Raw genomic sequence first — 20059 nt, 5'->3', positions numbered from 1 at the left:
TGCAACCACATCCACGCCGTTACTTCGTGGCACCCATTGCCACTGATCCACGCATTTTTGATGTCCCTCCACCACCGAGGAACGTGAATCCGTTGAGTTCTGCTCGGCAATTCCTCAGCGGTTACATCCCAAACGTGCCGTACATTTACCTTGGTCTTAGGTGGCGGAAAGCTACCAAATCAGCAATCGCAATCAAGGGGAACCTCATGTCCTTAACGCGTAGGACATCGTCCTTAACGTTCATCATCCTTCTAGTAATGAGCGCCTTGGTCTCCGCGCTGATCACGGCAGGCTCGGCGCAGGCGGCTTCGGATACGCGTGGGCCGGTGTTGGTGAGTTCTTCCGTCACTCCCACGACCCTGAACCTCGAGAGTGGACCGACGACCGCGACGATCACCGTTCATCTGGTTGATCAGACCGGCGTCCAAGCGCCCGTGCTCACGGTCAGCCACACCACCACCGACCAGAGCTTCGGATTCGGGCGCATGAACCTTGTCTCCGGGACTGTGCAGGACGGCATCTGGGAACGCTCCGTCACGATCCCTCAGGGCTCGGCAACAGGCCAGTGGGAAGTGACCCTCTACCCCCTGACCGACACCCTCGGCAACGAGTCCACCTTCTTCCAGACTCTCGCCACCCTCACCGTCACCGGCCCGGCTTCGGATACGCGTGGGCCGGTGTTGGTGAGTTCTTCCGTCACTCCCACGACCCTGAACCTCGAGAGTGGACCGACGACCGCGACGATCACCGTTCATCTGGTTGATCAGACCGGCGTCCAAGCGCCCGTGCTCACGGTCAGCCACACCACCACCGACCAGAGCTTCGGATTCGGGCGCATGAACCTTGTCTCCGGGACTGTGCAGGACGGCATCTGGGAACGCTCCGTCACGATCCCTCAGGGCTCGGCAACAGGCCAGTGGGAAGTGACCCTCTACCCCCTGACCGACACCCTCGGCAACGAGTCCACCTTCTTCCAGACTCTCGCCACCCTCACCGTCACCGGCCCGGCTTCGGATACGCGTGGGCCGGTGTTGGTGAGTTCTTCCGTCACTCCCACGACCCTGAACCTCGAGAGTGGACCGACGACCGCGACGATCACCGTTCATCTGGTTGATCAGACCGGCGTCCAAGCGCCCGTGCTCACGGTCAGCCACACCACCACCGACCAGAGCTTCGGATTCGGGCGCATGAACCTTGTCTCCGGGACTGTGCAGGACGGCATCTGGGAACGCTCCGTCACGATCCCTCAGGGCTCGGCAACAGGCCAGTGGGAAGTGACCCTCTACCCCCTGACCGACACCCTCGGCAACGAGTCCACCTTCTTCCAGACTCTCGCCACCCTCACCGTCACCAATACACCCACCCCCATCTCCGTGTCCCCAGCGGCTGTGGTGTTCACGGATGCGGACGGCACGAAGGACGACACCTACACGATCCCGGCCACCGAGGGCGTGGAGTACCTGGTCGGCGGGACCATGAAGGCCGCCGGCACCTACCCCGGCACCGGAACCGTCACGGTCACCGCCCGCGCGAAGGCCGACTATGTCCTCGCCTCCGGTACCACGGCGAGCTGGACGACCACCTTCAAGACCACCCCCATCTCCGTGTCCCCAGCGGCTGTGGTGTTCACGGATGCGGACGGCACGAAGGACGACACCTACACGATCCCGGCCACCGAGGGCGTGGAGTACCTGGTCGGCGGGACCATGAAGGCCGCCGGCACCTACCCCGGCACCGGAACCGTCACGGTCACCGCCCGCGCGAAGGCCGACTATGTCCTCGCCTCCGGTACCACGGCGAGCTGGACGACCACCTTCAAGACCACCCCCATCTCCGTGTCCCCAGCGGCTGTGGTGTTCACGGATGCGGACGGCACGAAGGACGACACCTACACGATCCCGGCCACCGAGGGCGTGGAGTACCTGGTCGGCGGGACCATGAAGGCCGCCGGCACCTACCCCGGCACCGGAACCGTCACGGTCACCGCCCGCGCGAAGGCCGACTATGTCCTCGCCTCCGGTACCACGGCGAGCTGGACGACCACCTTCAAGACCACCCCCATCTCCGTGTCCCCAGCGGCTGTGGTGTTCACGGATGCGGACGGCACGAAGGACGACACCTACACGATCCCGGCCACCGAGGGCGTGGAGTACCTGGTCGGCGGGACCATGAAGGCCGCCGGCACCTACCCCGGCACCGGAACCGTCACGGTCACCGCCCGCGCGAAGGCCGACTATGTCCTCGCCTCCGGTACCACGGCGAGCTGGACGACCACCTTCAAGACCACCCTGGCGCCGTACACACCCCCGGCCGTGTCACCGTTCGCGGACGTGGCCACGACCCAGTTGTTCTACAAGGAGATGTCCTGGCTCGCCGCGCAGGGCATCAGCACCGGATGGGCCGAACCCAACGGGACCCGCACCTACCGTGCCCTGCAACCGGTCAACCGGGATGCCATGGCCGCGTTCCTCTACCGCGCCGCCGGCTCCCCCGCCTACACGCCCCCGGCCGTGTCACCGTTCGCGGACGTGGCCACGACCCAGTTGTTCTACAAGGAGATGTCCTGGCTCGCCGCGCAGGGCATCAGCACCGGATGGGCCGAACCCAACGGGACCCGCACCTACCGTGCCCTGCAACCGGTCAACCGGGATGCCATGGCCGCGTTCCTCTACCGCGCCGCCGGCTCCCCCGCCTACACGCCCCCGGCCGTGTCACCGTTCGCGGACGTGGCCACAACCCAGTTGTTCTACAAGGAGATGTCCTGGCTCGCCGCCCAGGGCATCAGCACCGGATGGGCCGAACCCAACGGGACCCGCACCTACCGTGCCCTGCAACCAGTCAACCGGGACGCCATGGCCGCGTTCCTATACCGCGCCAACGGAAAACCCTGAAATCCGCTCTACCCTGGCGGGTCAGTGCAGCTGTCCACGCTCGGGTAGTGGGAACGAACCGCGGCCGTGCGCAGATCTGCGCACGGCCGCAGCCGTCCGCCGTGCTGGCCGTCATCACTCCCCGGGATGAGTGCGACCAGGAATACACCGAGTGGGTTTGGCCAATTGGCAAAGCCGCGACGAGCCCGCAAAGCTACGCGCAGAGGTCAGGCAGGACGGCGTCCAAGTCGTTGAGGTTAGGGCGCCGACGTTAGGACCTCGGAGGGCGCAGGCGGTCTTTGAACCGGCGGTATCGGCGGCGGAGCAAACTCACCAGGCTGGCGTCGCTTATGGCGGCCTCCAGGTGGCGGAGGGTTTCTTCTGTGCGGTGGGAGCGCGCCTGAAGGTCGCGGAGCAGTTCTTCGGAGTAGTTCATCCGGTGATGGAGTTGGTCCGTTTGCTCCTTACCGGCGCCGGCAAGATACAGCAGGGCACCCAGACCGTGAGTGGCTGCGTATTCGTGGAGGTGGCGTTCCCGAACGTACTTGTCGAAGTAGAGATGGTCGTTCTTCCCGGCGAGAAAGCTATTGCCGCTGTCGCCTTCGGTCCCGTGGCGGTGGTGCCAGAAGGCCAGCGGTTCGCCGTCGATGAAGCCGAGAGTGTGGTGTTGAAGGACACGTAACTGGAATTCCCAGTCACCGACCGCGCCGAGGCTTTCGTCGTAACCGCCGACCTCTGAATGGAGTTCCCGACGGTAGAGCAGGCCGATGGGGACGCACCGGTTGAAGCGGAGCGCATCGCTGAGCATGAGCTCCCGGATCTCGGGTGAAAAGGGGTCCCTGCCGGTCTCGATGATCCGGTCGTCCTCGATCCTCTCGTGAACTATCTCGGTGCGGACGCCCACGCCGGCATCAGACCTGGTGTTCAGGTAGTCCACCGTGCGGGAGAGGAAATCAGGGTGCCACGAGTCGTCGTCGTCGTGTATGGCCACGTACGTCGAGGTACTGGCAGCAATACCTGCGTTCGATGCGGCTTCCATGCCCCGACTCTTATCGTGGTGAAGGACGGTGACCCGGTCCCGTAGCCGATCAGATCTGGTAGCGACAAGGGCATCCACGTCGGTCGGGTTTCCGCCGTCGTTGACAATGACCAGGTGCCAGTCCTGCAGGCTCTGCTTCAGAACATCTTCCACGGCACGCTTCAGTAGGACGCTCCGGTTTTTGGTACGCATGATGACGGCAACCTCTGCCGCCGGGAGTTGCTGATTCATTTGCTCCATCTCACAAGTGCTGCCGCTGCTGCTATTTTCCTAGCGAGCCTAAATGATTTTGATCCGAGCCAGGACGCCAAGTCGTCTCTGGCGTGGTCTCGTTCCCTGCGGACGGTTTGGTACTGCCCGCGCAGGTGTTCGTTTTCCAACCGTAATGCAGTCAAAGCCGATGACATGGGCAGGAAGGCCAGGGCGGATGATGCGGCCTGTGCTTGCCAGAGCGGGTCAAGGACCGGTAGTGGCAACGCTTTCGTGGGCGCAGATTGGTCATCCGGTACCTGTCCGCCCTGCAGAACGGAAACGACGTTGTCCCACCACTGGTGGTGCTGGCTCACCCGGGAAGCCCGTATGTCCGTCAGGTACGAGGTCAGGGCGTCCCTTTGGGCCCATATGTCAGTAATGGCTCGGGTGAGGCTGCCATCGAACAGAGAGGGAAGTGGCAGTGCCAGATTGCCCAGTCCCCAGTTTTCCAGGGCCCCCCGGATGCGCGCGTCGCTGTATCCCTCCGGCACGAGAGCTACGACCGGGATCCCGGCGTCGAGAGCGAAGACCACCGGATGGTATCGGGACGTGATGACCAAAGCCGAGCGCCGAGTGAGCTCGGCCGTCCGGTAGGCGCTCTGGATGGGCAGCAGCACCGCGCAATTGCTCTCCATGCGGGCGGCAATTTCATGGTGCATGTGTTCGTCTACGTCGAACGCCTGCGCTTTTCGCTGCCCTGTGTCAGTGGCCACTTCAGCAGATCCTGTCGCGCTCCCCGCACAAGTTTTCCCGGCCGGCGCCGTACCAGTCGGTGTGGCCATGTGTGGAAGGAAAACGACCGGGTACCCCGTGAGCTCGGAAGCGTCGTCCAGCACGGCAGCCAAGGTGGACAGGTAAGTATCCCGGTCCACCTCCCCATGACCGGGTGAGAAGGTCGCAGCAATGAAGGGGCCAACAGGGACCTCCTCGTCCCGATTCGCTGTGGTCTCGCAAGAATTTGCAGGCGCTGGTGGGCTCGCGGCGGCGAAGAAGGAAGCATCATCAAGGCATGGGCGCACCAAGTGTGCTGCTGGCGTCAGTCCCTGCATGAGTTGCAGGGAAGAGGCTTCCCGGGCGCCGACCATATCGGCTGTTTCGAGAAGCGTGCGTGCTGCCTCACGATCAGGGCCGTAAAGGTCCGGGCCCAGGGTCTGCCCAGACACGACGACACTCAATCCTAGGAGCTTGGCGATCCGGACGGCTGCGACGCGCTCGTACAGCAGCCACCCATACAACGAGTTCATGTTGCCTCCACCAGCAACAAGGAGGGCATCGCACTGACTCAACTCCCCCATGAACTCCCACACAGGATCTGTTTCGGGAAGAACAGTCCGGTCCCCTTCTGCGGCAGCAAGCACCTTCCACAGGTAATCGGAACGCTCCTGCGGAGGCCCGGGAAAAGCCAGAGTAGGAGCAGCTTCAGCGTCGAACGCTGACCGTGAATCCGCCACGCTCCGGGTGAAGACCACGATGTCATTGATGCCCCGAGCCCTCAGCTCATCAACCGCAGCATGGGTCATTGCCTCGTCCCCAACGTGGTACACGGGCTGGCCTACGTCTCCCAACACTGCTACTTTCACGCTCTCCATTCTCACCGATAGAAACCACATGGACGCTCACGCCCGCCCGTAGGCTACTTCGCGACGCGACAGCGCACCGCTGCATCTCGGCCGAGTCGGTTAGTAGCCCTCATGCTTGCCCGTTGGAGGCGCGCAGCTAGGAGACGATGGAGAAGCGCGACGGTGGCGCCGATTGAGGAGTCATGGGTGTTCCTGGCCCTCCTGGTCTTTCTGTTCGAAGCGGATGAACTCGAAGACGGCGTAGGGGTCCTCCTTCATTCCCTGTTCACTGAGGGGCCACGTTGATTCGTCGACGGGACCGGATAGCCCTGAGCCGACGGTCATGACGATGGTGACGAAGAAGGGCTGCTCGAAAGGCCAGCCGTTTACGGCCCTGGGATTTGTTGCTTCTGCAACGTGGTACGTTTCACCGTCGATGGCCCATGAGATGCGGTCCGGTTCCCACTCGAGCGTATGTTCGGCCCACCGTCCGATCAGTGTGTCGCCCTGCCGCGTCGCCGAGATCGGGGAGCCGCCTGAGTATCCAGGCCCATGGATCGATGCGAAGGGGGATTCCCCTCGGGCCACAGCAATTTCCGTAGCGTCAATCTCACCACAGGCAGGCCAGCCCACCTCATCGATGTTCGACCCGTACAAGCAGACACCGACCCCGATTCCGTCGCCTGGGCTGATGTACTGCCGGGTGGTGAGGCGTCCGTGCGGTCCCAGGGCTACTTTTCCCTTGGAGGAAATGCTTCCCGCAAGATACTCAAAACCATCCCGCGGGCTTTTCCGTGCCTTCAGGACCAGGTTGCCGCCCTCAAGGCTGACCATCGACGGGTCGTTGTAGTGCTGTTCGCCGAGGTCGCGGTTCCCCCCGTAGTCCAGGGCGGTCCACGAGGCCATGTCGAGTGAGCTTCCGTCAAAGCGGTCCTCCCAGACAGTCTGCCAACCCGGCTCCTGGGGCCTTTTAGTGGTGTCAGCGGAGGCAGTATTTTTTCGATCCTCGACGGAGCAGGCAGCAAGGAGTCCGGCTACCGGCACGCTTGCGGTGAGCCGGATGAGCTGTCGTCGGGAGAGTTGGGATGAAGTAGTGATGGTGCACTCCGGTTGATCTGGTCGGTTAGCTACGCGCTGGGCACATGAGAGAGCCCGGGAACCTGTGGCTCCCGGGCTCTCTCATTCATCTGGTATCAGCTGTCAGCCGAGCGTGATGGTTCCTGCGAGCTGGGCATCCGCGACGGAGCTGCCCACGTAGATCGGCACAGGACCGGTGGGAGTGACCCATGCATCGGTTCCTGCATCCCAGTACTGGAGGGAGCGAGGATCCAGTTTGATGTCGACGGACCCGGTCGCTCCCGGTGTGAGGGTGAGGCTTCCGTATCCGGCGAGCTGACGAGCCGGGGTGGGAACTGTGCCGGGAAGGAATCCGGCGTAGACCTGTACTGTTTCCTCACCGGCTCGGGTACCGGTGTTCCTTACCTGCACCGACACTGTCGCATCCGGCCCTGCAGGACCCGCCGCGGCGGTGGCCGGGAGGTCCACGTTGAGGCGGCGGAAGCTGGTGTAGGAAAGACCGTGACCGAAGGGGAACAACGGGGTCGCGTTCTGCGTGGAGTACGCGCGGTAGCCGACGAAAACCCCCTCATCGTAGGACACGACCGGACTCACGGTCTCGACGAAGTCGAAGGGGTTGTCGACTCCGACCTCTGTGGCCTGCTGATCGCTGACAGGGAAGGTGATGGGGAGCTTCCCTGAGGGGTTGATGTCACCGTAGAGGACGCCGGCAACGGTGGTGCCCTGTGCCTGTCCGGCGTACCAGGCCTCGATGACAGCGGGAACCTGATCGATCCACGGCATGGTGACCGGACCGCTCGTTGCGAGGACGACGATCGTGTTCGGATTCGCTGCGGATACTTCTTTGATCAGACGGTCCTGATCCTGCGGGAGCTTCAAGGAACCGCGGTCCGCTGCTTCTCCGGTGTAGTCCCGAGCCACGACGACGGCGACGCTTGATCGCTTTGCAAGGGCGACCGCTTCCTGGATGGCCGGGGAGAAAACTCCTTCCGGTGGTGTCCAGCCAAGACGGATCATCGCCCCGGGCTGGTCGTTCAGCGAGCCGTTGAACTGGTCCGGTGCGTCGGTGACGTACTCGACACGAACGGCAACAGGCTTACCGGCCGTGAGGCTGACCGCTACTTCCTGGGTGCCGTACGTGACGCCGGGATCAGCGAGAAGCTGCCGGCCGTCGATGAAGAGACGGGCGGTGCCCAGGTGCGACAGTGAGAGCTTGTAGGTACCGGTCGTCGGCGCGGCCAATGTTCCCGTCCAGACAGCCGACATCTGGCTGGTCACCAGTGGGAAGCCGAGGCCTGGCACCTGGGAACTGTTGATGACATCGTTCGACAGTCCGGTGCGCAGGTTGATCTGGCGCTCGGACCTTGCGATCATCGCGTTTCCACCGAAGTTGTTCAGCCCCATGCGGTACTGGGCCTGCACGTTCGTCAGGACGGTGCTCGGGATGGGTGCGGGTCCAGGCAACGTGTCGGCCAGTGATGCCGGATCAGTGCCGGCAGCGTACTCAACGGACGCCGATCCCGCTCGGGCGGTAATGCCATCGAGGATGGTCGTCAACTGTGCAGGCCTGGGCACGGTACCACTTCCACCGGCGGCGATGTAGTGATCGGCATCCGAACCGATGACAGCAACACTGGGAGTCGAAGACGCCAGTGGCAGCGCCGAGCTCTCGTTCTTGAGCAGGACGACCGAGTCGCCGGCGACCTCCGTGGCGATCGCAGCGTGCGCGTCGAGCATGGACGCAGGAATGGCTGGTTCGGCCTGTCGCGGGTAGTCGAAGGATCCTACCGGAGGGTTGTCGAAGATGCCGTTGTCGAACATTGCGTAGGCGACACGCTCTGCAGCGTTGGTGACCCGGGCCTCGGGGACGGTGCCGTTGAGAACTGCCTGCTTCAGGTTCGCTCCGGAGTACGCCATTTGAGGACCGGAGGTATCAAGACCGGCTGCGTAGTCGGACAGGCTCTTGCCGGCGTTGAAGTCCGAGGACACGTAGCCGTTGAATCCCAGCTGCTTCTTGAGGATCTGATTCAGGAGCAGGTCGCTACCGCACGACTGGGAACTGTTCACTAGGTTGAAGGAACACATGACCGCGCCAGGATCGGCTTCCTTAACCACTTTCTCCCACGGGCGCGTGTACACCTCCTGCAGGGTCCGCTCGTCCACCTGGACGTTCACGTGACCACGTCGGGTCTCGAAGTTGTTGAGGTTGTAATGCTTCACCAGGGCGGAGACACCAGCGCTCTGCTCACCCTGAACCTGGGCCGCTGCAGTGGTCCCGTTCAGGAGGGGGTCCTCGCCGAACCCCTCCCACATACGTCCGTTGAACGGTGTGCGGGTGAGATCCATGGTCGGACCGGCGAGGTGGTTCCAGCCCGTGGCACGTGCTTCCTCACCCGATACGGTCCCGTACGCGCGAGCCAGCACGGGGTCGAAGGTCGATGCAAGTCCGACGCCTGATGGAAGCGCTGTGGTCGGTGTAGCCCCAGTGGTCAGACCGGAGCTACCGTCCTTCGCCCGGATGGGAGGAAGTCCGAACTCGGGTACTCCCCGGCCGTCATCCTGCTGCAGGAAGGCGATCTTCTGGTCAAGGGTCATCGCTGCTGCGACCAGAGATGCGCGCTCCGCCGAAGGCAGGTCGGGGTTCCTCCAGGGCTGCTCATCCAAGAGGTCCGGCTTGCAGCCGCCGTTGGCGTTCTCGTAGACGTCCAGGCGCTGGATGAACGCCGCCATCGCATCACGGGCGACAGGCAGTAGAGGACGGTAGGTGTTCGTGCCGTTCTTCTCGGTCCAGCCTCGGCTGATTCCGGAGTCCTTCATCCATGCGATCTCCGTGCTGAACTGCAGGGTGACCGGGACGTCGGCGAACGGTGCGACGGTTGGTTTCGGGAAGTTCTCTGCGATCGCGATGTTGCAGTAGTCGCCGGCGTAGCGGTTCATGAACGCGGCCATTGCGTCACGCTTCACCGGGGTCAGGGGGCGGTACGTGCCGTCGCTGAAACCCGTCGCAATACCCTGGGCGTTCATCCACGCCATTTCCTTGTAGAACTTCATGGTCGTCGGAACGTCCGAGAACGGGGACCGGGCAGGTGGGGTGAAGGTCGGCTCACCAGCAAGGCGGTAGATGAACGCGGCCATCGCGTCACGATTCACCGACCCGAGAGGGCGGTACGTACCGTCCGGGTAACCGGTCGTCAGTCCCTGAGCGGCCAGCCACTCAATGGCGGCCCGGTGCTCGTTCCCGGCGATGTCACGGAATTGAGCTGCCGCGGCAGCGTTCTGCCCGTCCTGCGGTTGTTCCACTGCATTTGCTGCAGGTGAGATCGTGGCTGCAACCAACATCCCCACGAGGGCAGCGAGCCCCAGTTTCTGCGGCGCGCCGCGGGTTGATCCAAGCATCAAATGCTCCTAGCTGTCATAGGACCCCGTCTCCAGCAGAGCAAGGGGTGCACGCTCTGGATATGTGAGCGCGTCTATCTGTGGCAGGTCAGAGGTAAGAACGACACCAACCGTGAGACCGAGACTTCGTCCTGGCAGGCTGTTGGAGTTGTGCAGAAAATCCCCCGTTGCGCACAGGCACAGCATAGGTGACGCACAGCACGGTAAAGGGCCATTGCGGTAAAAAAGCCTTAACCCTTCGCAATCTGGCACTTCAAGACTCGAGCGGCCTGCGTGCGGGGCGAACCGTAATCCAATTCAATCCCAAGTCCTCGCGCTACAACTCCACCTCAGGCGATTCAAGGAAGTCCAAGTCTGCGGAGAAAGGGCGTCAACATCAAATACTGCAGCGGGTGAACCGCGATCACTGTTCAACTCGAGCCAACAACCATGACCACGACGATGACACTGCGCGGATACCGTGGGTCTGAGCATCTGGACACGAGGGCGTGGACTGCTGCCGGGTATCATTTGGGCCGCCGGATTCACCCGAGGAGCGATCTTCTCGTTCTTCAGGCACGGGTCATCTGCCGGGCGGCCCCGTAGACGCCTTCGCGTAGCTTGTCGGGGCGAGACATGGTGCTGCTCATCGAGTCAGCTTCCTTCAGCCATCCTGCCTCGAGGAGCAAGGTCGAGTCTTCCCTCTCCCCAGGGTGGGAGAGCCACGAGTGAACCTCTCGATGCGCCCTCGCCGTCATGGAAAGATGGGGACCATGCCTACCGACGTATCCCTTGCCTCCTTCATCGACCACACGCTCCTCAAGCCCGAAGCCAGTCGTGAGCAGATCCTCACGGTGTGCCGCGAGGCCGTCGAGTACTCGTTCAAGTCCGTCTGCGTGAATCCGGTCTGGGTCAGCACCGTACGCACGGCGGTGAAGGACACCGGTGTCCTCACCTGCTCCGTGATCGGCTTCCCGCTCGGCGCCACAACCACCGAGGTCAAGGTCTTCGAGGCCCGCGGCGCCGTGGCCGACGGCGCCGACGAGATCGACATGGTCATCACCATCGCCGCGGCGCGGGCGGGAGACAGGGACGCACTGGTCCAGGACATCCTCGCCGTCGCCGACGCCGTCCACGAACACGGTTCCATCCTGAAGGTCATCATCGAGACGTCGCTGCTCACCGACGAGCAGAAAGTCCTTGCCTGCGAGGCCGCCGTCGAGGCAGGAGCCGACTTCGTGAAGACCTCCACCGGCTTCAACGGCGGCGGCGCCACCATCGAGGACGTGGCCCTGATGCGGAAGACCGTCGGTCCGGACCTCGGCGTGAAGGCGTCCGGCGGTGTCCGTTCCCTCGAGGACGCCCGAGCCATGATCGCCGCCGGAGCAACGCGTATCGGCGCAAGCTCGGGAGTCGCTATCGTTAAGGGAGAACAGGGCGCCGCAGGCTACTGACGACGCAGCAGTCACACCACGCACGCAAGGAGATCCAATGTCACATGAAGCTTCCACCAGGAGCGACGCCGGGAGTTCACCTGCCCACGCCGGCAAGGGGCACCTCGTCGGGAACGTCCTCGTGTTCGTGATCATGTTCGGCATGTTCCTGCTCGGCTTGTACCTGGTGAGCTGGCTCTCGCTCGACAACGTCTGGCCCATGGCCGCGCTGGTCGTCCTCGCGTTCCTCGCGTTCTTCATCCCCCAGGGCATCCTCGGGCGTGCCGACACGGGCTACAACCTTGCCGAGGGCAACCGGACCGCCGAGAAGGAGACGTCCGCGGGCGTCAACTCCTGACCACGGCGGCGCCATGGCGCCGCCGTCCACCTGCACGAAGAGGCCGTCCCCACGGGGACGGCCTCTTCGTGTCTCCGGCCGTGCGCCGCCGTCCCGGGGCGCGGGGCCCGGGATGACTCACGACGGTTCAGGACGGCTAGGGCGTGAACACCGCCTCGAGCACGTTCTTCGCCCAGTCCAGGATCTCGGCGTCGACGAGGTCGCGGCCGCCGATCCTCGCGGTCTTCGGCTTGGGGACGAGCACCGCGTTGAGGGCCGGCTTCACCGCGGCGCCCGGGTACATCCGGGTGAGGCGCATCTGCTTCGACTCGGGCAGTTCGGCGGGGGCGAACTTGATGAAGTTGCCCTGCAGCGCCACGTCCGTGAGGCCGAGGTGCCGGGCCGCTACCCGGAAGCGCGCCACGGCCACCAGGTTCTCGACAGCGGCAGGAGGCTCGCCATAGCGGTCCTTGAGCTCGGCCACGACCGCGTCGATCGCCTCGTCGGTGGCCGCGGCGGCGAGCTTCCGGTAGGCCTCGAGGCGCAGCCTCTCCCCCGGCACGTAGTCGTGCGGCAGGTGGGCGTTGACCGGCAGCTCGATCTTCATGTCCGCTGCCTTCTCCTCGGCCTCGCCCCGGAAGTTGGCGACGGCCTCGCCGACCAGGCGGATGTAGAGGTCGAAGCCGACGCCCTGGATGTGGCCCGACTGCTCGCCGCCCAGCAGGTTGCCCGCGCCGCGGATCTCGAGGTCCTTCAGGGCCAGCTGCATGCCGGCGCCGAGCTCGTTGTGCGACGCGACGGCCTTGAGCCGCTCGAGCGCCACTTCGCCCAGGGGCTTCTCCGACGGGTACAGGAAGTAGGAGTAGGCGCGCTCGCGTCCGCGGCCCACGCGGCCGCGGAGCTGGTGCAGCTGCGACAGCCCGTAGGAGTCGGCCCGGTCCACGATCAGCGTGTTGGCGTTGGAGATGTCCAGGCCCGTCTCGATGATCGTGGTGCAGACCAGGACGTCGAACCGCTTCTCCCAGAAATCGACGATGATCTGCTCGAGCCGCGACTCCGTCATCTGGCCGTGCGCCACGGCGACGCGCGCCTCGGGCACGAGCTCCTTGAGGTGCGCGGCCGTGCGGTCGATCGACGAGACGCGGTTGTGGACGAAGAACACCTGGCCCTCGCGCATCAGTTCACGGCGGATCGCCGCCGAGGCCTGCTTGTCGGTGTAGGGACCGACGTAGGTGAGCACGGGGTGGCGCTCCTCCGGCGGCGTCGCGAGGGTCGAAGTTTCGCGGATCCCGGTCAGGGACATCTCGAGCGTCCTCGGGATCGGCGTCGCGCTCATCGCGAGGACGTCCACGTTGGTGCGCATCTTCTTCAGCGCTTCCTTGTGCTCCACGCCGAACCGCTGCTCCTCGTCGACGATCACGAGCCCGAGGTCCTTGAAGGAGATCTCCTTCGACAGCAGGCGGTGCGTGCCGATCACGACGTCGACGGCCCCCGAGGTGAGGCCCTCCGCCGTCTCCCGGGACTCCTTGGCGGTCTGGAAGCGCGACAGTGCGCGGACCCGTACCGGGAACCCGGAGAAGCGCTCCGAGAAGGTCTCGAAGTGCTGCTGCACCAGGAGCGTGGTGGGCACGAGCACGGCCACCTGCTTGCCGTCCTGCACCGCCTTGAAGGCGGCCCGCACGGCGATCTCCGTCTTGCCGTACCCGACGTCGCCCGAGACGAGGCGGTCCATGGGGATCTCCCGCTCCATGTCCGCCTTGACCTCGTTGATCGTGGTCAGCTGGTCGGGCGTCTCGACGTACGGGAAGGCCTCCTCGAGCTCGCGCTGCCAGGGGGTGTCGGGCCCGAAGGCGTGCCCGCGGGAGGCCATGCGTGCCGAGTAGAGACGGATGAGCTCGCCGGCGATCTCCTTGACCGCCTTGCGTGCCTGGTTCTTGGTCTTGCTCCAGTCCGAGCCGCCCATCTTGCTCAGGGCCGGCGCGTCACCGCCGACGTAGCGCGTCACCTGGTCGAGCTGGTCCGTGGGCACGAAGAGGCGGTCGCCGGGTGCGCCGCGCTTGGACGGCGCGTACTCGAGGACGAGGTACTCGCGCGTGGTCCGGGTGGGTCCGGCGCCCGTGGAGCGCTGCATCAGCTCGACGAACTTCGCCACGCCGTGCTGCTCGTGGACGACGAAGTCGCCTTCCTTGAGCTGCAGCGGATCGACGGCGTTGCGGCGGCGCGAGGGCATCTTGCGCATGTCCCGCGTGCCCGAGGCGCTCGTGCGCCCGAGCAGGTCGGCCTCGGTCAGCAGCCCCATCTTCAGGCCGTCCACCACGAAGCCGCGGCCCGCGCAGGCCGTCGTGATCTCGATGATGCCGGGCTGCGGCGGAGCGTCGAGCGAGTCGACGCGGCTCGTGGGGATGTCGTTGTCGTGGAAGAGCTCGGCGAGGCGCTGGGCCGGCCCCGGGCCTTCGGTGGCGACGACGACGCGCCACTGGTCACGGACGCGTCCGCCGATGAAGTCCATCATCTCGGCGACGTCGCCCTGGTAGCCGCGCGGCTCGCGCGCGTGCAGCGTGAAGCTGTCGACGTCGCTCAGTTCCTCGTCGGCACCGAACGACGTGATGCCCCACCAGGCGACCGAGTGGGCGAGCGCGGTCGCCCGGGTGTCGGCGAGCGAGCGGAAGCTGGCTTCCTGCAGGTCGGTGCCGAGGCCGCCGCTGAGGTCGAGGGGTGCGGCGCCGCCTTCGGACGCCGTCGACCATGCCGCCGCGAGGAACTCCTCGTTGGTCGCGGCGAGGTCGTGGGCGCGGGCGCGGACCTTCTCGGGTTCGATGACGACGGCGATCGATCCTGCCGGCAGTTCACCGGCGAACGGCACCATGGCGTCCACGAGCACCGGCGCGAGCGATTCCATGCCCTCGACGGCGATGCCCCCGGCGATCTTCTCCAGCATCGACGCCGCGGCCGGCAGTTCGGACTGCAGCTTCGCGGCCCGGGACATGACGGACGGGGTGATGAGGATCTCCCGGCAGGGCGGGGCGTACAGGGCCACCGGTGGCTCGCCCGACGTGAGCGAGCGCTGGTCGGCGACGGCGAACCAGCGCATCTGGTCCACCTCGTCGCCGAAGAAGTCGACGCGGATGGGGTGGTCCTCGGTGGGCGGGAAGACGTCGATGATGCCGCCACGTACGGCGAACTCGCCGCGGTGCGTGACCATATCGACCCGCGCGTAGGCGGCATCCGAGAGCGCCTTCACGACGTCGGAGAAGGCCACCTCGTCGCCGACCTTCAACGACACGGGCTCGAGGTCACCGAGGCCCGCGACGAGCGGCTGCACGACGGCGCGGATGGGGGCGGTGATGACCTGCACCGGCACACCCTCGGGGTGCGCGAGCCTGCGCAGGACCGACAGGCGCCGCCCCACCGTGTCGGAGCGCGGCGACAGGCGCTCGTGGGGCAGGGTCTCCCAGCTCGGGAACTCCTCGATGGCGCTGTCGGGCAGGTAGCTCCGCAGGGCGGCGGCGAGGTCCTCGGCTTCCCGTCCGGTGGCTGTGATGGCGAGGACCACCGGCGCGGCCCCGCCGTCGGCGGAGGCCAGCCCGGCCAGGCCGTCGACCATCTCGGCGATCAGGGGCGCCCGCATGCCGGCGGGTGCGCCGATCTGCAGGTCCGCGCTGCGTTGCTCGACAGGCCGTGAGGCGTTGGTCCGTACGCGGGCGTACGACGCGTCCTCGGCAAGCGCTGCGCGCAATCCGTTCAGGCTCATGATGGGAACTCCTCAGGCGTGGGTTCCTCCGCCCGTATCTCCCGCATCCAGCAGGTGCGCGACAGGGCGGAGACAGCACAAAAGCCCGGAAAAGATGAACTGTTCCCGGGGATGTTTCCAGCCTACCAAGCGGCCCTGACACCCGGAGGCCGCCCGGCGCCGGCCGACCTCCCTAGAGGGTCAGGCCGTAGGATTGCTGGAGACCCCTGTCCTGCCGCCCGTGCGGCACCGCGCTGATTTCCCGGAGGAACCATGGCACTGAACGCGTCCACCACACTCCCCTACGACACCGCCACCGTCCTCGGCGTCTTCACCGACGAAGGGTTCGTGCGCCACATGAGCGAGTACGTCGGAGGCTCCCTGCAGTCCCTCACGCTCGACGGCGACACCGCCGGCGCGTTCACGCTCACCGCCGTCCGCACCATGCCGACCAACCGGCTGCCGGACATGGCCCGCAAGTTCGTCGGCGAGACTCTCTCCGTCACGCAGACCGAGCACTGGGAGGCCCCCGAGGCGGACGGCTCGCGCCGGGCCTCGCTCGACATGACGGTCGCCGGAGTCCCCCTGAACGTCACCGCAGTGCAGCGCCTGGTCACCCAGGGCACCTCCACGGTCGTCGATCTCCAGGGCAACGTGACCTCGTCCATCCCGTTCCTCGGCGGGAAGATCGCCGGTGCGGCCGAGCCCATGATCGGCAAGGCCCTCAATGTGCAGGCCGTCGAGGCCCGGAAGTGGCTCGAGAACCACTGATCCCGTTCCGCTCCGCACCTTTGTTCACCCCACCCGAAAGACTCGCACCGTGCAGCTCCCCACACCCCTTGCCCTCATCCTGATCCTCGCCGGCGTCTGGACGCTGATCGTCTGGCCGCCCTTCCTGCGCCGTGTCCTCAAGGACCCGCGGGCGCGGGACGAGAAGGGCGCAGCGACGCGGTTCCTGACCGTGCACCTCATGCTCATCTCGACGTCGATGATCCTCGGTGCGGCCACCGCCGTGATCGGGGTGCGGGCCCTCATCGGCTGAGGTCCGCACATACCGTACGTACGGCAGCGGCCGATCGAGAGGACAGCACATGGCAGGCGACGAGTCCGCGAAGGGGACGCACCCCGTCGTCCTGCAGCGGTCGAGTTATCCGGAGTACCTGCGGATCACGGAGATCCTGCGCAAGGAGACCGTGGGCGGGATCCTGCTGCTGATCGCGAGTGCGATCGCCATCATCTGGGCCAACTCCCCGTTCGCGGACTCCTACTTCGCGGTCCGGGATGTCGAGTTCGGCTACGAGCCCTGGCACCTGCACCTGTCCGTGGGGACGTGGGCGTCGGATGGGCTGCTCGCGGTGTTCTTCTTCCTCACCGGACTCGAACTCAAACGCGAGTTCGTCGCCGGAGACCTCCGGCGGATCAGCCGGGCCATCGTGCCCGTCGCGGCGGCCTTCGGCGGCGTCGTCGTCCCCGCCCTGATCTACGCCGCCGTGAACGCATCCTCCCCCGACACCCTGCGGGGGTGGGCGATCCCGACCGCGACGGACATCGCGTTCGCCCTGGCCGTGCTCGCCGTGATCAGCTCGCACCTGCCCGGCGCCCTGCGGATCTTCCTGCTGACCCTGGCCGTGGTCGATGACCTCATCGCCATCGCGATCATCGCGTTCTTCTACTCCCAGGACGTCCGCCCGGCCTTTTTGCTGGCGATGCTCCTGCCGCTGGGACTCTTCGCCCTCCTCGCCCAACGCAGACCGAAGTTCTTCGGCACCACCGTGCACGGGCCCTGGCTGATCCTGCTGCCGCTCGGGATCGCCACCTGGGCCCTCATGCACGCCTCCGGAGTCCACGCGACCGTCGCCGGGGTCCTGCTGGGCTTCTGCGTGCCCGTGCTGCGGAAGTCCGACGGGAAACCGGCGATGCCAAGGCCCGGGAAACCCGGCCTCGCCGAGGTCCTCGAGCACCGCTTCCGCCCCCTGTCCACCGGATTCGCCGTCCCCGTCTTCGCGTTCTTCTCCGCCGGCGTGGCCATCGGCGGGCCCGAGGGCTTCGCATCCGCCCTCACCGACCCGGTCCTCATCGGCATCGTCCTGGGCCTGGTCCTCGGCAAGCCCCTCGGGATCCTCGCCACCACGTTCCTCGTCACCAAAACCACCAGGGCGCACCTGGACCCGGGCCTGAGCTGGTGGGACCTGCTCGGCGTCGGCATCCTCGCCGGCGTCGGCTTCACCGTGTCCCTGCTCGTCAACGACCTCAGCTTCGGCACCGGCACCGAACACGACGACCACGCGAAAGTCGCCATCCTCACCGCCTCCCTCACCGCAGCCCTGCTCTCCAGCGTGGTCCTGCGCCTACGCAACAGGCGCTACCGCCGCATCGAGGAAGAAGAAAAAATCGACGCCGACGCGGACGGCATCCCCGACGTCTTCGAAGACCACGGGAACTAGGATCCTCTCCATGGGGGAAAGTGGACTGGCGCCGGGCGGGGGGACTCCCGCTGACTCGGGCCGCAGCGGACGGCGGGCCCGTCACCGCCGGCGCATCATCTTCAGCGAACTTGCGCTGACGATCACGTTCACGCTTGCCATGGTGCTCGGTGTCGCGGAACGCGGGGACCTCGCGTCGACGGCGATCTTCCTCTCCGGGTGGCTGCTCAACCTGCTCGTCCTGGCCCTGTGCTGCGTCCTGCCGTGGTCGCGCATCCCCAGCCGCTGGGTGATCCTCGTTCCACTGGTCGATTTCGTGGCCGTCGGCCTGTCCCGTGCGGCCGCGGGTGAGGCCCTCGGCGGAGTAGGGCTGCTGGCCGCATTCCCTGTGGTCTGGATCGCCGCGTCCCGTGTCCGGACGGGTACCGCGGTCGCCGTCACCATCGCCGCGTCGCTCGCGATCATCTGGCTGCCGCTCGTACTGCGTCCCGAACCCCTGACCGCCGACGCCCTGATCGACCCGATCCTGCTGCCCATCATGCTCACGGGCATGGCGTGGTTCGTGAGCGCCCTGTCGAAGGACAACCGGCGGCGGCAGGAGGCGCTGCGCGTCTCCCAGGCAGCGCTCCGGGAGAGTGTCGAGGCCGGCCGGATCCGCGAGCGGCTGCTGAACACCGTGCTCGACACGGTCAGCGTGGGGCTGCTCGCGGTCGACGCGGACGGCAACGACATCCTCATGAACGCCCGGCAGCGGAGGGACCACCTGGCGGCCGCCCCCGTGGGCAACGACGACCCGAACGAGGCTGAGCTGCTGATCTTCGGCCCCGACCGCGTGACCCCCATCCCTCCCGAGGAACGCCCGGTGCTCCGCGCGATCCGGGGCGAGGACCTCGAGGGAGTGCAGATCTGGTTGGGCCCACCGCGCTCCCAGCGGGCCTTCAGCATCTCCTCCCGTTCCATGCACGACGACGGGGCGTACGCGGGGACGGTGGTGTCCTTCAACGACGTCACGGAACTGGTGCTCGCGCTGCAGGCGAAGGACGATTTCCTCTCCAATGTGTCGCACGAGTTCCGGACGCCGCTGACCTCGATCCTCGGGTACCTCGAACTGACCCTCGAACTCCGCGACAGCCTGCCCGGCGACGTCGTCCACCACCTGGAGGTCGCCCGGCGCAACGCCGAGCGGCTCGAGCAGCTCGTGGAGGACCTGCTGGCCATCAACGCCGGCACCTTCGAGGTGAACCCGGTTGCGACCGACGTCGGCAGGATCCTGGCGGAGGCGGCGTCATCGGCCTCCGTGCGTGCCACCCGGTCCGGTCTCCACCTCGTGAACCGCGCGCCGTCGAGCCTGCCCGCCGTGGCGGATCCGGTCCGGCTCGCGCAGGCCGTCGACAACCTGCTCACCAATGCGGTCAAGTACAACAGGAGGGGCGGCAGCATCACGCTGGATGCGTCCCTGAACGGCGACGGGCTGACGGTCGCGGTGGAGGATACCGGCATCGGTATCGAGGCGGAGGAACTGCACCACGTGTTCGACCGGTTCTTCCGTTCACCGTCGGTCCGTACGACGGCGGTGCCGGGGGTCGGACTGGGGCTGCTGATCACCAAGAGCATCGTCGGTGAGCACGGCGGATCCATCACGGTCCGGAGCGAGCCCGGTCAGGGAACGTGCTTCACGATCCTCATCCCCCAGCCTCCGCGGTGACCGCGGCCTCCATCGTCCCCGCGGGGCGGCGGAACGAGCTGCATCCATGAGGGACTCCAGCGGAGGGCTGGTGCTCGGGAACGTCACCGCAGGGCGGGCGAAACCCCCTACTTTCGATGGGGTAGCGGAACGGCGTCCACTGCCATTGACAGCCCGAAAAATGCGGGCGTAGGTTGACGCAACGTGCCCGGGTCGGCGGACACGCAGCGCCGGTCCAGTGGACCTGTCGCCTTCACGGCATCCAACGCATACCCGGGCA

At 66.0% G+C, this 20059-nt stretch carries 12 protein-coding genes; 7 read left to right on the top strand and 5 right to left on the bottom strand.

The features are described from left to right. Nucleotides 1-257 precede the first annotated feature (257 nt). Nucleotides 258-2891: an S-layer homology domain-containing protein gene (locus P5G52_RS17240; RefSeq protein ID WP_301229810.1), complete on the top strand. Its 2634-nt coding sequence runs from the start codon at nucleotides 258-260 to the stop codon at nucleotides 2889-2891. Between the two features lie 250 nt (nucleotides 2892-3141). Here P5G52_RS17240 and P5G52_RS17235 read toward each other — a convergent pair whose 3' ends face one another. From P5G52_RS17235 to P5G52_RS17220, 4 genes are all read right to left on the bottom strand, one after another. After that, nucleotides 3142-4140: a glycosyltransferase family 2 protein gene (locus P5G52_RS17235; RefSeq protein WP_301229808.1), complete on the bottom strand. Its 999-nt coding sequence runs from the start codon at nucleotides 4138-4140 to the stop codon at nucleotides 3142-3144. Further along, the gene (locus P5G52_RS17230; RefSeq protein ID WP_301229806.1) at nucleotides 4137-5741 is read right to left on the bottom strand and encodes a polysaccharide pyruvyl transferase family protein; all 1605 of its coding nucleotides are present in this window, start codon (nucleotides 5739-5741) and stop codon (nucleotides 4137-4139) included. The genes P5G52_RS17235 and P5G52_RS17230 overlap by 4 nt, the downstream gene beginning before the upstream one ends. Before the next feature lie 180 nt (nucleotides 5742-5921). Next, entirely contained in the window at nucleotides 5922-6626 is a 705-nt protein-coding gene (locus P5G52_RS17225; protein ID WP_301229804.1) for a glycoside hydrolase family 16 protein, read from the bottom strand. 294 nt (nucleotides 6627-6920) lie between these two features. Then, a complete protein-coding gene (locus P5G52_RS17220) occupies nucleotides 6921-10193 on the bottom strand; it encodes a glycoside hydrolase family 3 C-terminal domain-containing protein (RefSeq protein ID WP_301229802.1) in 3273 nt (1090 codons plus the stop codon). A gap of 752 nt (nucleotides 10194-10945) precedes the next feature. Here P5G52_RS17220 and deoC point away from each other — a divergent pair. Together deoC and P5G52_RS17210 are read left to right on the top strand one after the other, a co-directional pair. Then, nucleotides 10946-11626 (top strand): deoxyribose-phosphate aldolase, encoded by a 681-nt coding sequence (deoC, locus tag P5G52_RS17215; RefSeq protein WP_301229800.1) that lies wholly within the window; start codon nucleotides 10946-10948, stop codon nucleotides 11624-11626. A gap of 37 nt (nucleotides 11627-11663) precedes the next feature. Then, nucleotides 11664-11963 carry a hypothetical protein gene (locus P5G52_RS17210; RefSeq protein ID WP_301229798.1) on the top strand — a complete coding sequence of 100 codons (300 nt, stop codon included), beginning with the start codon at nucleotides 11664-11666 and terminating at the stop codon, nucleotides 11961-11963. A gap of 136 nt (nucleotides 11964-12099) precedes the next feature. On the opposite strand, the gene mfd is transcribed toward P5G52_RS17210, so the two are convergent. Beyond that, complete coding sequence (gene mfd, locus P5G52_RS17205) at nucleotides 12100-15693, bottom strand: transcription-repair coupling factor (protein ID WP_301229796.1); 3594 nt, start codon at nucleotides 15691-15693, stop codon at nucleotides 12100-12102. A gap of 252 nt (nucleotides 15694-15945) precedes the next feature. Between mfd and P5G52_RS17200 the strand changes: the two genes are divergently transcribed. From P5G52_RS17200 to P5G52_RS17185, 4 genes are read left to right on the top strand one after another with little or no spacing between them, the layout of a single operon-like run. Next, the gene (locus P5G52_RS17200; protein ID WP_301229794.1) at nucleotides 15946-16443 is read left to right on the top strand and encodes a DUF2505 domain-containing protein; all 498 of its coding nucleotides are present in this window, start codon (nucleotides 15946-15948) and stop codon (nucleotides 16441-16443) included. A 49-nt stretch (nucleotides 16444-16492) separates the two neighbouring features. Further along, nucleotides 16493-16714, top strand: coding sequence for an SCO4848 family membrane protein (locus tag P5G52_RS17195; RefSeq protein WP_087071689.1), 222 nt, complete (start codon nucleotides 16493-16495; stop codon nucleotides 16712-16714). 49 nt (nucleotides 16715-16763) lie between these two features. After that, entirely contained in the window at nucleotides 16764-18116 is a 1353-nt protein-coding gene (gene nhaA / locus P5G52_RS17190; RefSeq protein ID WP_301229792.1) for a Na+/H+ antiporter NhaA, read from the top strand. A gap of 10 nt (nucleotides 18117-18126) precedes the next feature. Further along, complete coding sequence (locus tag P5G52_RS17185; protein ID WP_301229790.1) at nucleotides 18127-19800, top strand: sensor histidine kinase; 1674 nt, start codon at nucleotides 18127-18129, stop codon at nucleotides 19798-19800. Nucleotides 19801-20059 lie beyond the last annotated feature (259 nt).

Source organism: Arthrobacter burdickii (assembly GCF_030433645.1).
Lineage (GTDB): Bacteria > Actinomycetota > Actinomycetes > Actinomycetales > Micrococcaceae > Arthrobacter_D > Arthrobacter_D burdickii.
Note: the sequence above shows the minus strand (reverse complement) of the source record. Positions and strands in the feature narration are given on the sequence as shown.